Annotated in this window: 11 protein-coding genes; 5 read left to right on the top strand and 6 right to left on the bottom strand. The window is 41.4% G+C overall.

Annotated elements, in window-relative coordinates; translation table 11 throughout:
• Positions 1-303: 303 nt before the first annotated feature.
• Complete coding sequence (bioU, locus tag MAE_RS22665) at positions 304-1,305, top strand: (S)-8-amino-7-oxononanoate synthase BioU (protein ID WP_012267602.1); 1,002 nt, start codon at positions 304-306, stop codon at positions 1,303-1,305.
• On the opposite strand, the gene MAE_RS22660 is transcribed toward bioU, so the two are convergent.
• From MAE_RS22660 to MAE_RS22640, 4 genes are all read right to left on the bottom strand, one after another.
• Positions 1,302-2,228: an RluA family pseudouridine synthase gene (locus MAE_RS22660; protein ID WP_012267601.1), complete on the bottom strand. Its 927-nt coding sequence runs from the start codon at positions 2,226-2,228 to the stop codon at positions 1,302-1,304. The two genes, bioU and MAE_RS22660, sit on opposite strands and share 4 nt — an antisense overlap.
• A 427-nt stretch (positions 2,229-2,655) precedes the next feature.
• Positions 2,656-3,738, bottom strand: a complete 1,083-nt coding sequence (locus MAE_RS22650) for a roadblock/LC7 domain-containing protein (protein WP_012267599.1) — start codon at positions 3,736-3,738, stop codon at positions 2,656-2,658.
• Between the two features lie 254 nt (positions 3,739-3,992).
• Positions 3,993-4,739: a TRAFAC clade GTPase domain-containing protein gene (locus MAE_RS22645; protein ID WP_012267598.1), complete on the bottom strand. Its 747-nt coding sequence runs from the start codon at positions 4,737-4,739 to the stop codon at positions 3,993-3,995.
• 739 nt (positions 4,740-5,478) lie between these two features.
• Positions 5,479-5,820 carry a phage holin family protein gene (locus MAE_RS22640; RefSeq protein ID WP_002762655.1) on the bottom strand — a complete coding sequence of 114 codons (342 nt, stop codon included), beginning with the start codon at positions 5,818-5,820 and terminating at the stop codon, positions 5,479-5,481.
• A gap of 295 nt (positions 5,821-6,115) precedes the next feature.
• Here MAE_RS22640 and MAE_RS22630 point away from each other — a divergent pair, with 295 nt between their 5' ends.
• Both MAE_RS22630 and MAE_RS22625 read left to right on the top strand, forming a co-directional pair.
• Positions 6,116-6,505, top strand: a complete 390-nt coding sequence (locus MAE_RS22630) for a hypothetical protein (RefSeq protein ID WP_012267594.1) — start codon at positions 6,116-6,118, stop codon at positions 6,503-6,505.
• A gap of 301 nt (positions 6,506-6,806) precedes the next feature.
• Positions 6,807-7,163 carry an iron-sulfur cluster assembly accessory protein gene (locus MAE_RS22625; protein WP_002747572.1) on the top strand — a complete coding sequence of 119 codons (357 nt, stop codon included), beginning with the start codon at positions 6,807-6,809 and terminating at the stop codon, positions 7,161-7,163.
• Positions 7,164-7,363: 200 nt separating this feature from the next.
• Here the strand turns inward: MAE_RS22625 and MAE_RS22620 are convergent, their stop codons facing one another.
• Positions 7,364-7,630 (bottom strand): hypothetical protein, encoded by a 267-nt coding sequence (locus tag MAE_RS22620; protein WP_002773197.1) that lies wholly within the window; start codon positions 7,628-7,630, stop codon positions 7,364-7,366.
• Positions 7,631-8,121: 491 nt separating this feature from the next.
• Between MAE_RS22620 and MAE_RS22615 the strand changes: the two genes are divergently transcribed.
• Positions 8,122-9,780, top strand: coding sequence for an IS1634 family transposase (locus MAE_RS22615; protein WP_012267593.1), 1,659 nt, complete (start codon positions 8,122-8,124; stop codon positions 9,778-9,780).
• Between the two features lie 270 nt (positions 9,781-10,050).
• Here the strand turns inward: MAE_RS22615 and MAE_RS33590 are convergent, their stop codons facing one another.
• Positions 10,051-10,203, bottom strand: a complete 153-nt coding sequence (locus tag MAE_RS33590; protein WP_012267592.1) for a hypothetical protein — start codon at positions 10,201-10,203, stop codon at positions 10,051-10,053.
• 85 nt (positions 10,204-10,288) lie between these two features.
• On the opposite strand from MAE_RS33590, the gene MAE_RS22610 reads away from it, so the two are divergent.
• A complete protein-coding gene (locus MAE_RS22610; protein WP_012267591.1) occupies positions 10,289-14,269 on the top strand; it encodes an Eco57I restriction-modification methylase domain-containing protein in 3,981 nt (1,326 codons plus the stop codon).
• Positions 14,270-14,338: the final 69 nt, after the last annotated feature.

Here is a 14,338-nt window from a genome sequence, read left to right as displayed (position 1 = left end):
CTCGGCGTGATCTGGGGTTTGCAAAGCTCCCTATCGTTTTAATTTACGATAGTTTGCTAATCGTAGCAATCTGGTTAAAATTTTAGCAAAACTTTATATTACGTCACCTAACCACTTTCATTTTTTGTAAGTTTCCCGTAACTTTTCTTCATCGTCAAGGGCGAACCTTGACCCAGGAGGCACAATTTAACAAAACTACACAAAAAAGACGACCTGAAGCGATAAATTGAAAATAAAGGAGATGCAACGGCGAACCACGACCGCCGAAATAATAGAAGTTTGTCTATAGGAATCCCAACGAATATGAATAAACAAATAGCCAGCGATCGCCTTCGGATCGGTGTTTTAGGTTTTGGTGGTTTGGGACAGGCCGCCGCCAGAATTCTCGCCCCCAAACAGGAAATGCTCTGGACTGCCGCCGCCGATAAAGCTGGTTTTGCTTACCACAAAGACGGTCTAGATGTCAATACCTGTAACAAAATTTATCATGACCGGGGTTCGATCGGTTATCTGGAAAATTACGGCAGTCTCAGCGAGAACAGTATCGAGGAATTAATCAAAACTGCCGACGTAGAAGGCTATTTTCTCGCCTTGCCGAATTTACCCAACAATTTCATGGCCGATATCGCTAAAACTTTCATTCGCTTGGGTTGGCGCGGGGTTTTAGTCGATGCGCTCAAACGTACCAGCGCCATGGAACAAATCTTAGCACTACAAACAGACCTAGAAGCCGCCGGCATCACCTACATGACCGGCTGCGGCGCTACCCCCGGACTGTTAACTGCGGCTGCCGCCCTAGCTGCCCAGAGTTATGCAGAGATTCATAGCGTTAAAATTACCTTCGGCGTGGGAATTGCCAACTGGGAGGCTTATCGTGCCACCATTCGCGAAGATATCGCCCATTTACCCGGTTACGACCCAGAAACGGCGCACCAGATGAGTGACGCAGAAGTGGAAATGCTGTTAAATAAAACCAATGGCATTCTCAGCCTCGAAAATATGGAACACGCAGACGATATTATGCTGGAATTGGCTGGAATCTGTGGACGCGATCGGGTTTCCGTCGGGGGTGTGGTGGATACGCGCAACCCGAAAAAGCCCTTGAGTACCAATGTTAAAGTCACGGGGCGGACTTTTGAAGGCAAAATTTCCACCCATACCTTCACTTTAGGTGATGAAACCAGTATGGCGGCTAATGTCTGCGGGCCGGCTTTCGGTTATCTGAAAGCGGGGGTTTCCCTACATCGTCGCGGTATCTACGGATTATCGACAGCAGCGGAGATTATGCCGCAATTTGTGCGCTAGGGGTTTCTCTGCCGTAAAATAGCTAAAACTTTCGGGAAAATAGCGGGTAAGGGAGCGATCGCTTCTAGGCTCTCTCCCGTGACCGGATGTACTAAAATTAAACGATGGGCGTGGAGTAATTGCCCGGGTAGATTAATCCCGATAGAACGACCTGAACTATAGAGGGGATCCCCAAGAATCGGATGACCGATATGGCTGCTATGAACGCGAATTTGATGAGTTCTGCCAGTTTCTAGGCGAAATTCCATTAAGGTGTAGTTGCCTAGTCTTTCCTTGACTTGCCAGTGAGTGACGGCATTTCTACCGCCTTTTTCCACGGCAATAATAGCCATCTTTTGGCGATCGCTGCGGTGACGACCGATCGGCAGATCAATTGTACCTGTTTCGCTTTTGGGGACACCGTGGACGAGGGCGATGTATTCCCGGCGGGCAGTTTTGGTTTTTAATTGTGCCTGTAGGTGTTGATGGGCCTGGTCGGTTTTGGCAATAACAATCGCACCCGTGGTATCCTTATCTAAGCGGTGGACTATACCGGGGCGTTGAATTCCACCAATTCCGGCTAAATTTGGGCAGTGATGCAGTAAAGCGTTGACCAAGGTTCCCGATTCGTGGCCGGGAGCCGGATGAACCACTAAATCAGCAGGTTTATTGATAATAATCAGATAGTCGTCTTCGTAAAGAATATCAAGCTCGATCGCCTCGGCGGTTAATTCGAGGGGTTGACTGTCGGGAATGGTAATCTTTAAGCGATCACCTTGACCAACTTTAGTATTTTTATTAGTGCAAATTTGACCATTTAACTGTATATATCCCTGTTCTATCAGTTTTTGCAGCCTCGATCTCGATAAATCGGGCAAGTGTGACCCCATCCAAGCATCTAAACGTTCTTTTTTTCCCGCAACTTCTAAGTTTAATTGGTTCATCGGTTTTTAGTGATCAGGGTGTAGGGTGTGGGGGAGAAGGGAGGGGGGCAGGGTGTGGGGAGTGGGAAGTGGGGTTTTACCAGTTTTGAGGTGGCCAATTACCTAATTTTCAGGGAAAAAGTGCCTAAATTTCCCCCCGATCACTCCCAGATCCAGTACTTTTTGATTGACAAAAGGTCTAAAAGTCTTACCCAACAAGGTTTTTAGATTTATTCAGCCAGCCCTAAATAAAAATAATCTCCTGACTCCTGATTACTAGACCTCTTGCATAAATCCGAAAACAAACGATAGAAACAATAATAGGAGGGACTTTCAGTTAATTATTTATTAGTAGTTGATAATCTTCAAAAATGTTGCTGTACAAGGATCGACTTAAGACTTTTGCAAGAGGTCTACTGACTCCTGATTACTGATTACTGATTACTGATTACTGAATTGGTCTGCCCCGGTAACGAATATCTGCATTGTTATTATCTTCGGTTTCGAGGACGATCTCGAATTCTTCTACAAAGGAATCAAGAAAGGGATTAGCTGCGGGATTTAAGAGAGGAGTTTCGGGGGTGGGGTTAGAGATAGGGAGAATTTTTTGTAATTTTGAGCGAGTTTTCTGGATTTCTACCTCTAACAATCCCGTGATCGTTTTGCCGGTTTTCACTAAAAGAAAAGCTTGGTCACTGCAAGGGGTTAAGATCAGATGACCCTGGGGACTGCGAACAGCAATTTGCTCCAGAGCAGACCAGCTTAATTCCTCTTTTGTGTTATTGACAAGATAGAGCATTGTTCCTGCTAAGATTAAGGCACTATTGTGTTCCATGCCGATGGAATCAGTCAAAGGTTGACCCTGGGGAGAAACAAGCATGATCCCCTCAACAGCGAGCGGTTTTTCGGCTAATTCTTGCAGGATTTTGGCAATTTCTACCTGATAATTTGGTTGCCTAGGTAAGGTATTTTTAGAGTTATCATCGTCATTATCGGTGGGATGTGGTCGTTCTTTGGTTTCTTTCGAGGAGATAAACCATTGCAGGGGTTTTTCTTCCCGCAGTTGCCGGTGGCTAAACAGACGAATATCTTTAGAAAGTTTAATCCCTAATTCAAAGGCATTTGCCTGATAATTGTCGGCTAAAATTACGGGGTCAAGGGAGATTTTAGCCTCATCTCTGTAAATACGTTTTAGGGGGCCTGCTTCTAGACAGGCAAGGATTTTAAACAGTTGTTTCGAGTCGAGTAGTTCCTGTAAATAATAACAATGAAAGTAGGGGATGTCCCCACGATCAAATTCATCCTTACCATCGTTAATTAACCAACCAAAGAGGGTGTTATGGAAGTCAATTTGATAGATATAGACTCCTTTAAATTTCCTGTCTGGAGGATTATAGGTGTCCCATAACTGAGAGACTATATGTTGATAAAAAAACTGTTGAATCCCTAGGGGGACATTGACACTAGCGATATATTTAAATCCCAGTTGTGAGAAACTGCTATAAATCAGTTGTTCAACGAGCAAGGACATGATCTGTAACCTTTAAGCACTTTTGTGGGCTATTATAAATAATTTTCACACAATTGTGTCTTGTTTCTAGTTTTTGGGGAGATATTTGACGGCATTTCTCCTCAAGATGAACTGTCACCTAATTTGGTGCCGACTCCCCAAAACGAAAACTTCACACCTCACCATTAAGATGACTGTTATAAGGCAGTCAGCAGATTTTTGAGAGATTTTTTTACTAATCTTGCTGCAAATGGATCGGATATAGTGCTAGTCATTTAGGAAAAGTTTACCAGTTGTTGATCGATTTGAGACAATAACCAAGATAGGGAGTCCAAAGCTTGATTTGCTTGCAGTGTGCCTTGCTGGGAATCAATTAAAACTGTTGAGTAAAAAAAACGGTGATTAACTTTTTGCTCTCGCAGTTTTTGCTCTAATTCTTGGACTTTGAATTGTAGGTTTTGCCAGCTTTTTTGGTCAGAGACAACTAGATCGCATTTGCTGATAATAATGCCTAAATTAAACCTAGTTTTATTATGGTTAATTATCTCGATCAAGGTTTGAAAAATTCTCGGGTAATTATTATGCTTGTCTGAATCATTTAATAAACTTGCTGCTTCTAAAAACAGTAAACAAGCATTAGCCTGTAAAGCCATATTGACAAAGGCTAAATTATAGATTTGACAACTTTCTCCCGGTATATCCCACCAGCGAATTGTCGCTATTTTATCCGATTGATCACCGCTTTTTTTCTCTAAACTAAAATCAAAGTTACTGATTTTTAAAGTGGCGGGGGGATATTGACCTGTTCTAGCGACATAATTGAGAATTTTTTCAATATCTTCTTCGCTTTCTTCCTCTTGATATCTGAAGACAATATTAGCCGGATTTCCCGAAGTTGCTTGATTTTTGAAAGTCTGATAAGATGCCGCTAGGAAAACTGTTTTTCCTGCTCCTCTTTGACCGATACTGAGAACTGTATAAATTTTGTTTTCTTGGCTAAGATTTTCCTGATTGTTAGTCATTTTAAAACCTCTAAATTGAATGAAAAAACTTTTGCTGCGATGATTGTGTCTCTCAAGCAAACACAGACAAGAAAAATTGACTTGAGATTAGTTAATCTCCTTAGCTCAACAATCCCCTGCTACACTCTTGTAGTTATGCTGTCTGGAAAGATGATCGAGAAAGCTTATTAGTCATCTAATTAAGATGATTATATTTGTTTTGTCTGATCGGATCATCCCGGTTAGCCAAATCTTCACACAAAGTTACTATTCTAATAGTAATTGAACTTGCTCTCGGTGCTTGAGATGGAAATCTTGGGATTAAATTTTCCTGATTTTTAACGACAAAAGCCACGGTAAGTAGGGAGGCACAATTATTTGTAGGATGGGTTAGCGGTAGCGTAACATGAGCGGGCGTTGGGTTTCATGCTTCAACCCAACCTACGTTCATCTTATATTTAATTCCACCCACCCACTTAAATCCGTAGAGATTTTCTGGGTGTAGTTCTAAGTGATCTCATAGATAAAATAATAAACATACCCTAAAGCCCTCTGGTAAATGATCGATATAACTTGTTTAACACAAACGATAATTTTTGTCAATCTTTTTGTCAATTTAATTCCCTGATTCTCAAATAAAAACTATCGCTATTTACCAAAAACTAGAGAGACGTTGTTATAATCAACGTCTCTAGATCAGACTAAGCCAAGCTGTTTTAAACAGAGGATTGCTCACTAATTAACCGAATTATTGCCCACTTTAGTCAACGAAAATGCCATTTAAAACTCCTGAAATGATCGAAACCACGATCGAACCGAATAAAGCAGCAAAAAATGATTTTACCTCAAAGCCACGGATAAAATAGGAGGCTAAAGAAAAGGAAATGGCATTAACCACAAAAATAAATAACCCTAGGGTCAAAATAGTTAAAGGCAGGGTAAAAAGAATCAACAGGGGTCTAATAATAGCATTAATTAAACCCAAAGCGACAGCAGCTATCAAAGCCACGGTAAAATCTTTAATTTCTATACCGGGTACTATTCGCGCTGTAATCAATAAAGAGACGGCGGTAATCAACCAACGGAGGAAAAAAGATAACATAAGCCCATCCATCTAAGATAGTTCATCCTCATCTATTTTAATCGCCATCGCCCCTTAAAGGGGCGACAGTTTTCAGGAGATGGCAGCGAAAACCGACATTGACTGCTGCCGCTGCTCGAAAACCAGAGCGGGAACATAAGTAGCTGGTTATAATTAAATTAAAAATGGATTTTAGGTTCGATCCCCCCTGCCCCCCTTGATAAGGGGGGTGCCGATAGGCGGGGGGATCTGACACTGATAATAAACAGGAAGATTCCCTCGGACTATCACCCCCCAGAAAGAGGCAGCACTCAAGATGATATTTAGAAAAAATTTTAGCCAAAGCCAGCAAGTAGAAATCGGTAAAACGAGAATTATTCAGGGAGCAACTGGCTTTTTAATGCTAATGAGTCTGCTTTCTCTCCTCTTAGCGCCACCTAGTTTAGCATCTCCTGAGCCACCTAATTCGGTTATCGCCGCCACCCGTCAAGATTTGAGTCGGAAAACCAAGATATCGGTTAATCGCTTGCAAATTCAAGCAGCACAACCACAAACCTGGCCCGATGGTTGTTTAGGATTAGCTAAACCGGGAGAATTCTGTACTCAAGCACTGGTGCAAGGATGGCGAATTATTCTGACTGATAACCAAAAAACTTGGGTTTATCGCACCGATAGCAGCGGCGCTAATCTTCGCTTAGAAAAGTAAATTTCTTTGGCTCTTTTCCGGCTGCTTTTTCGGCATCCTCAAAGCAGCGCTGTCCTGTCCGTTGGGTGATGAAAATCGGCTTAGAATGGCTCTAGGGTTTGTTTAAAGAATCTAGTCGTCTCTGGCAACGCTATTTAATTAATAATCCCAGTTTTTTGCTTTTTTTTGCCCTACAACTCCTGCGAGACTGGGAAAAGTAAGAAGTAATTCGGTCATCAGTCCTCAACTATCGTTAAGATGGATAGGAGAAGGTAAAGTTTTATATGTCCCCTTCAACTGCGTTTAGGAGTTCCTGCTAAAGATGACACAAGCTACTCAGATTCAAGGAAAAGGAATTTTACTCAGTGAGGCTGCCCTCAAACACCTTACCATGCTCAAAGAGCAACAGGGCAAGGATTTATGTCTGCGCGTGGGTGTGCGTCAAGGTGGTTGTTCGGGAATGTCCTATATGATGGATTTTGAGCATCCTAGCAATATTGGCCCCCAAGATGAGGTTTTCGATTACGATGGCTTCAAAATTGTCTCTGATAAAAAAAGTCTGCTCTATCTCTACGGTCTCATGTTAGATTACAGCAACGCGATGATCGGCGGTGGGTTCCAATTCACTAATCCCAACGCCAGTCAAACCTGTGGCTGTGGTAAGTCTTTTGGCGTTTAATTATTTCTCTGGGGTGATACCTTTCACCTCCGCCTCCCAGAGGCGATTTTTTTTGGCCAAAACCCTTGACAAAATCGGAGACTTGACATATACTTTTTGTATAATGGGAATCCGTGCCTGCCTGCGAACCCTTCATTTTTAGGCTAGATACCCTGCTCTGAATCAGAGACGATAATAATCTGAGGAAAACTTTTTAGACATCAAGAGGGGTTTTTGCTGAGATTCCGCAAGGTACGATTGACAAAGCTGAGGTAGTCGTCAATTTCTTCGTAGGCATCGAGTTCTTGCTTTTGTGCGGGGGTAATTGCTGATTCTTTCTCTAGTTGGAGTAATTCTTCAATCCGAGTCTGAACGGCAGTGGAGGCTCGAAATATAGCAACTCCATCTTCTAATTCTAGGCAGACGGCTCCCTCTCTGGCTAGGGCAGAGGGCAAGTGATTGAGTTTAGGGATTGCTTGGGGGGTCATTTCAGTTACCAGTTATCAGTCATCGGTGACTACCAAGGATTTTAATTTTTATCCCCATTATCGAAAATTTGGGTTAAAACCCCGTCCTTTTAGGACGGCTTTAAGCTACAATGGAAAAAGCGATAACCAAGCTAAAAACTGAACCTTGACAACAGATAGTAGGGGGTTTTGTTCAGAAAAGAATTCAAATTCGGCCTTGAACGAGTAAAACTTTCTAGGAAATAAGGTTGAACATTAGATTTTTTCGACTTGTTCAAAGTGGCCGGAGGGCATTCGGACACTCAAAACGGACGGGTCGAAAGAGTCAGACTTAAGCAATTAAGCCCACATTCCGCACCCTCAACTGTCACATAAGCTGTCCCCCGCCAGAGACTTGAGTAAAAATACTTAGCTGGTGAAGGTTTTCTCGGTGGCCGCTAGGGGGGCTTTGAGACCCTAATTATGAAAAAATAGGAATTGTTGGAAAACTGAGGCGAGTGGACTGTTCGACCATGAATCAATCAACAGAAATTGAAGTCAAAAATCTAGACCATCTGGGATTAGTAGCCGGAATTATCGATGAAATAGGAATCGTTGAAATTATCAACGAACAAGTCTCAATTGAGCGAGGAGAAATTGTCACAGCGGGGCAAGTCGTGAAAGCAATTATCCTGAATGGATTGGGATTTGTCTCCCGAGCCTTGTATTTATTTCCTCAATTTTTTGAAGATAAAGCAACCGAACATCTGCTGGGAGAAGGCATCGAAGCAAAACACCTGAATGATGATAAAATTGGTCGAGTAATGGACAAACTTTATCAACTGGATGTTTCGGGTATTTTCCTACTCATCAGTTTAGCCGCCGTGAAAAAATTTGGTGTAGCAACCGAGAACTCCCATTTAGATTCGACTTCTCTATCAGTAGAAGGAGAATATAAAAAGGAATACCCAACAGTAGAAATCCTGAAATCAGGAGCAGTGGGAGAAGAAATTGAAACCAGACAACAGCCAATAAAAATTACCTACGGATACTCCCGCGACCGAAGACCTGACTTAAAACAATTTATGATTGACTTAATCGTAAGTGGGGATGGAGATGTACCTTTATTCCTGAAAGTAGGGGACGGAAATGAAGCGGACAAAGCGGTTTTTGGTCAAATCGCCCGAGAATTTAAAAAACAAGTTGACTTTGACAGTTTAATAGTCGGCGATAGCGCCCTCTATAGCAAAGAGAATTTAAAACTAATGAAAGAAATGCGTTGGTTGTCTCGAGTACCATTAAGCATTAAAGAGGCTCAAGAGTTAGTCGATAGCATCTCAGAAAAAGAGTTAACCGATTCAGAAATACCGGGTTATTCCTGGCGGGAAACAAGCTCTAACTATGGGGGTATAGAACAAAGATGGTTGCTAGTTGAAAGTCAAGCTAGACAAGAATCAGACTTGAAAAAATTAGAGAAAAAAATCGAGCAAGAAAAGAATTCTGCCCAAGAAAAAATCCGGCAACTATCCCGAAGAGAATTTGAGAATAGAGCGGTGGCGTTGGCGATAGCCAAAGGATTATCTGACTCCTTAAAATCTCATCAGTTAACGGAGATTAAAGTCAATCTCATTCCGCCTGAGTCCCAGGGGTCAAAACTCAAATCAAAAGACGATTTACCCTCTCAAAGCTATCAAGTTCAAGCCAAATTAGAGTTGAATTTGGCAGCGATTGAGAGGCTAAAGAAACGAGCAGGACGATTCGTTTTAGCAACTAACGATTTGGAGAAACAACGATTGAGCAGTGAGGATATACTCAAAAAATATAAAGGGCAACAAGCTCCGGAAAGAGGATTTTCTTTTCTCAAAGACCCCTGCTTTTTTGCCCACAGTGTCTTTCTCAAATCTCCCCATAGAATCGAGGTCATGGCCATGCTCATGGGCTTGTGCCTGCTGGTTTATACTATTGGTCAAAGACAACTTCGTTTAAGTTTAAAACAGCAGGAGACGGGACTGAAAAATCCGTTGGGTAAGTTAACTGACCGACCGACGTTACGCTGGATATTTCAGTGCTTTCAAGGGATTCATCTCGTCCGTATTCAAGACAATCAAAAGATTAGCAACTTAACGGATGAGAGGCGCAACATTTTGAGATTTTTTCCCAAACCTTGCCAAGAATATTATCTCTTATCTTGACCAGATGGATTGACTTCAAGGGGTGACAAAACAAAGCGAGCAACTGGAACATCTCCCCCTAGATGTTAAGTCTGATTGCCTAGTCATTCTCAACAAGCACTGTTTATTGAGAATGACCGGGGGAACTCTGAAATTTTCGGCTTAGTTGCCGGCAGCTTGCCGCCAACTCACTCCTCTAGATAAGTATTTTGACTCACGCCCCTTCCTCTTTTGAGACGTTGTGACACTTAGGGTGCGGAATGTGGGATTAAGCGTTTTTCGCTATCTGCGTCAACCCCGTTGACGCGACCACCCTAAAAAAGTGGCGTGGTGAGGAATCGCCGTCCGTTTTACGGCGGCGAGGATGTCAATATACCTACGGCTGTGGTAAGTCTTGGCGATTTTTTTTTGCCAAAACTCTTGACAAAATCGGAGACTTGACATATACTTTTTGTATAATGGGAATCCGTGCCTGCCTGCGAACCCTTCATTTTTAGGCTAGATACCCTCAATGTTAGGATAATCGGCCATGTCAGGACAAACGGGCAATAAACCACTTTTTTCTCAACACTATCTTGAGCATCGGCTGCCGGATTCTGGGGAATGGCAAGAGGATGTATCGGTGGCATTTGGCCGCTTAGAGAGTCTTTATCAACAAAAAAAGGCGATTTTGCCGACTCTTAACGAAGCGCAAACGGAAGCAGAATTAATACAACCGATTCTAGAAATTCTCGGTTTTAGTTATATACCGCAGGTAAGCAGTAGGGGAAAAGGAAGGTCAGAAAGGCCAGATTATGCCCTATTTGCCACAGAAAATGACCGTTATCAAGCCTATGCTCTCCAGAATAATGAAAGAGCCTTTTATAGTCAAGTTTTAGCGATCGCTGAGGCCAAATACTGGCAACGTTCTCTTAGTGACGTTTCTAAGAATGATCAGCGAGATATCTGGAAAAATAGTAATCCTTCCTTTCAGATCACCAATTATCTGACGGGGACGGGAGTAGATTGGGGTATTCTCACTAATGGTCGAGAATGGCGCTTATATTATCGTCAAGCGTCCTCCACAGCCACGGAATTTTATCTAGTGGACTTGATGGAACTATTAGAAGGGGGAGACCGGCAAAAATTTCCGTATTTCTGGTTATTTTTCCGTCAAGAGGCTTTTATTAAGGATATTCACGGTCAGAATTTCCTTGAACGCGTCCGGGAGGGGAGTACCACCTATGCCACCAGAGTGGGTAACGAGTTAAAAGAGTTAGTCTTCGATCGCATTTTTCCCGATATTTCTCAAGGTTTTGTATCATTAAATACAGACATACAGCCAGATTTATTGTATGAGGCGAGTTTATCCTTGCTGTATAAATTATTATTTCTGCTCTACGCAGAAGCGCGGGACTTGCTGCCGGTGAGGGGAGACTATCGTGATTACAGCTTATTGCAAAAGACGCGAGAAATTGCCGTTAAAATCGATCGTCAGCAGGCCTTTAGTGGCACCTCGACGGGAATATACGATGCTCTCCTCAGTTTATTTCGCATTGTCGATCGAGGGGATGCTAATTTAGCCGTACCTCGTTACAACGGGGGTTTATTTGACATGGAAGAAGGCCGGGTGAATTGTTTTCTCGGTCAATATAAGTTATCCGATGCGGTTTTAGCGCCCATTTTAGACAAGTTAGCACGTTTTGAGGGACAGCCGATCGACTATAGTTTTTTAGGTGTGCGACAGTTAGGATCAATTTACGAGGGATTACTGGAATATCGCATCGTGATTGAGGGGGAATCGGTGCATCTGGAAAATGATCGGGGAGAAAGAAAAGCCACCGGTTCCTATTACACTCCCGATTATATTGTTAAATATATTGTCAGTCATACCCTCAAACCAATTTTAGAGCAAAGAGCGCGACAGTTCGGGGATGTGATGACAGAAATCGCCACCCGAAGACAAGAAAGCAGCGATAGACGTTTAGGAAATCTCAGTCAGCAGGGATTAGAAAAAGAGCTACAACGCTTAGAAAAAAAAGCGATCACCACCTTACTTGATCTTAAACTCTGTGACCCCGCCATGGGAAGCGGACATTTTTTAGTAGAAGCAGTGGACTATCTCACCGATGAGTTAATCCAAATTCTCAATCTTTATCCCGAAGATAATCCCGTTTTAACCATGTTGGAAACCACCCGACAAAATATTATCGACAATCTCCGACAACAGGGAATTATTCTCGATTCTCCCACCCTTGAACCCACGCAATTATTACAGAGAGTGGTGATGAAGCGCTGTATTTATGGGGTGGATATCAATCCGATGGCTGTAGAATTGGCCAAAGTTAGTCTCTGGTTACATTCTTTCACAGTGGGCGCACCTTTGAGTTTTTTGGATCATCATTTGCGTTGTGGGAACTCTCTGATCGGAACTACCGCTAAGGACGCAGAAGCCGCTATGATCGAGGAAGAAAGTGGTCAATTAACTCTTTTAACTGGCCCTTTTGTTGGGTTACTTCGGGCCGCGGAAATTATGCGGGGAATTAGTACCCTCAGCGATGCGACTTTTGCCGAAGTGGAAGCAAGTGAACAGTTATTCCGTGATTTTGATAGTCAAGCTAAACCCTACAAGCGTTTATTAGATGTTTTCCTTTCTCGCTTTTTTGGGGTTAAAACTGCTATCGAGTTTCTGCAGCGCTACGGTGGCAATATATCGGCAATTAATTGGGATAAGTTACCCCGTTCAGATCAAGGAATTTTAGACCAGGCAGCTAGTTTATATAAAAGTAAGCGCTTTTTTCATTGGGATCTGGAATTTCCTGAAGTTTTTATCGATCTTGATTCCGCTTCTTGGAAAGATAACCCCGGTTTTGATGCAGTAATCGGTAATCCTCCTTATGTTCGACAAGAAGGATTAAAAGATATTAAACCCTTTCTAAAAGAAAATTATCAATCTTTTCATGGAGTTGCCGATTTATACGTTTATTTTGTCGAAATGGGGTTACTATCCTTACAGCAAGGAGGTCACTTGGGTTTGATTATATCAAATAAATTTATGCGTGCTAATTATGGAACGAAATTAAGACAATTTCTAACCCAGCAAACAACTATAAAAGAAATTATCGATTTTGGAGAATTGCCTGTTTTTTCGGAAGCGGCAACTTTTCCATCTATTCTACTGATTGAAAATAATATTGTAGGTCAACAAAATGTTTTAATATCAAAGATTAAGTCTCTCAAATTCAATAGTTTAATTGATGTGATTAATGATCTGTCATATTATGTATGTGAAAATAGCTTGTCTGTGGAAGGTTGGTCGTTAGCTAAAAATCAGATTGCTACAATTGTCGAAAAATTACAAAAAAAAGCTGTTTTTCTGAGTGAATATGTAAACAATCAGATTTATCGTGGAATAATAACAGGATGTAACGAAGCATTTCTTATTGATCAATATACCCGTAGTAAATTAATTGAATCTGATCCAAAGTCAGCAGAAATAATTAAACCGTTAGTAGTAGGTGACGACATTAGAAAATATGAAATTAATTATCAAGAAAATTTTTTGATATTTACTCGGCGTGGTATTAACATTAATGAATATCCAACTATCAAAAAACATTTAGAAAAATTTAAAAGTAAATTAGAACCTAAACCAGAACTACATTCAGGAAGTTGGCAAGGAAGAAAAGCTGGTAATTATAAGTGGTATGAGATACAAGACACTGTAGATTATTGGACTTTTTTTGAGCATCCTAAAATTATATATCCTGTTATTGCAAGTTCCTCTCGTTTCATGCTTGATAATCAAGGTTATTTTCCCAATGATAAATGTTTTATTATCCCTTGTTCTGATTTTTATCTTCTTGCTTTGCTTAACTCAAAGTTGCTTTTTAATGTTACTAAACTCATGGTTTCTGTTTTAGGTGATGAGGATGCTGGAGGTAGACTTGAACTTAGATCGATACATTTACAAAATATCCCCATCCGAAAAATATCTTTTAACACCAAAAGCGATCGCCGTCAACAGTGTTTAGAGAAACTTATCAAAAGTTATCAAGAAAAGCAAGAGATATTAAAAGAAATCGAGGAACATATTAGGAGAGAGGAAACCGATATAGTCCATGATATTCTGGCCTACTTAGCAGAACAGATGATCGAGATAAATCGGGAAAAACAAAAAGAAATCAAAAGCTTTTTAAGATATTTAGAGAGAATAATCGGCAGTGCGATCGATAATTTAACCAACAAATCAAAAATCCAAAACTATCTCGGTGACTACCAAAAAAGCGAACCTCATCTTAGCTTGGATCAACTGTGGGAGATACTGAAAAAGAACAAAAAGAAAATTACCGTTAACTTACTTGATCGTCAAATACAGGAAACCCTAGAAAAAGAATATCAAACCAGTCTAGATAAACTTTTGCCCCTAAAACAACAATTAAGCGCCACCGATGAATTGATCGATATAATTGTTTATAAACTCTATGGATTAAGCGAGGAAGAAATTAAAATTATTGAAGGGAGAGAGTGAAAAAAGAATCAGCTGCCTGCGTATTTAAATTACTTGTTGAGATACAGATACCCGTTGAGGCGGTATAAC

It is taken from the genome of Microcystis aeruginosa NIES-843 (genome assembly GCF_000010625.1).
Taxonomy (GTDB): Bacteria; Cyanobacteriota; Cyanobacteriia; order Cyanobacteriales; family Microcystaceae; genus Microcystis; species Microcystis aeruginosa.
Note: the sequence above shows the minus strand (reverse complement) of the source record. Positions and strands in the feature narration are given on the sequence as shown.

What these genes read in the sequence shown, in the direction of transcription:
- bioU (WP_012267602.1), top strand. Translation starts at nt 304, where the DNA reads ATGAATAAACAAATAGCCAGCGATCGCCTTCGGATCGGTGTTTTAGGT.
- MAE_RS22660 (WP_012267601.1), bottom strand. Translation starts at nt 2,228, where the DNA reads ATGAACCAATTAAACTTAGAAGTTGCGGGAAAAAAAGAACGTTTAGAT.
- MAE_RS22650 (WP_012267599.1), bottom strand. Translation starts at nt 3,738, where the DNA reads ATGTCCTTGCTCGTTGAACAACTGATTTATAGCAGTTTCTCACAACTG.
- MAE_RS22645 (WP_012267598.1), bottom strand. Translation starts at nt 4,739, where the DNA reads ATGACTAACAATCAGGAAAATCTTAGCCAAGAAAACAAAATTTATACA.
- MAE_RS22640 (WP_002762655.1), bottom strand. Translation starts at nt 5,820, where the DNA reads ATGTTATCTTTTTTCCTCCGTTGGTTGATTACCGCCGTCTCTTTATTG.
- MAE_RS22630 (WP_012267594.1), top strand. Translation starts at nt 6,116, where the DNA reads ATGATATTTAGAAAAAATTTTAGCCAAAGCCAGCAAGTAGAAATCGGT.
- MAE_RS22625 (WP_002747572.1), top strand. Translation starts at nt 6,807, where the DNA reads ATGACACAAGCTACTCAGATTCAAGGAAAAGGAATTTTACTCAGTGAG.
- MAE_RS22620 (WP_002773197.1), bottom strand. Translation starts at nt 7,630, where the DNA reads ATGACCCCCCAAGCAATCCCTAAACTCAATCACTTGCCCTCTGCCCTA.
- MAE_RS22615 (WP_012267593.1), top strand. Translation starts at nt 8,122, where the DNA reads ATGAATCAATCAACAGAAATTGAAGTCAAAAATCTAGACCATCTGGGA.
- MAE_RS33590 (WP_012267592.1), bottom strand. Translation starts at nt 10,203, where the DNA reads ATGTCAAGTCTCCGATTTTGTCAAGAGTTTTGGCAAAAAAAAATCGCC.
- MAE_RS22610 (WP_012267591.1), top strand. Translation starts at nt 10,289, where the DNA reads ATGTCAGGACAAACGGGCAATAAACCACTTTTTTCTCAACACTATCTT.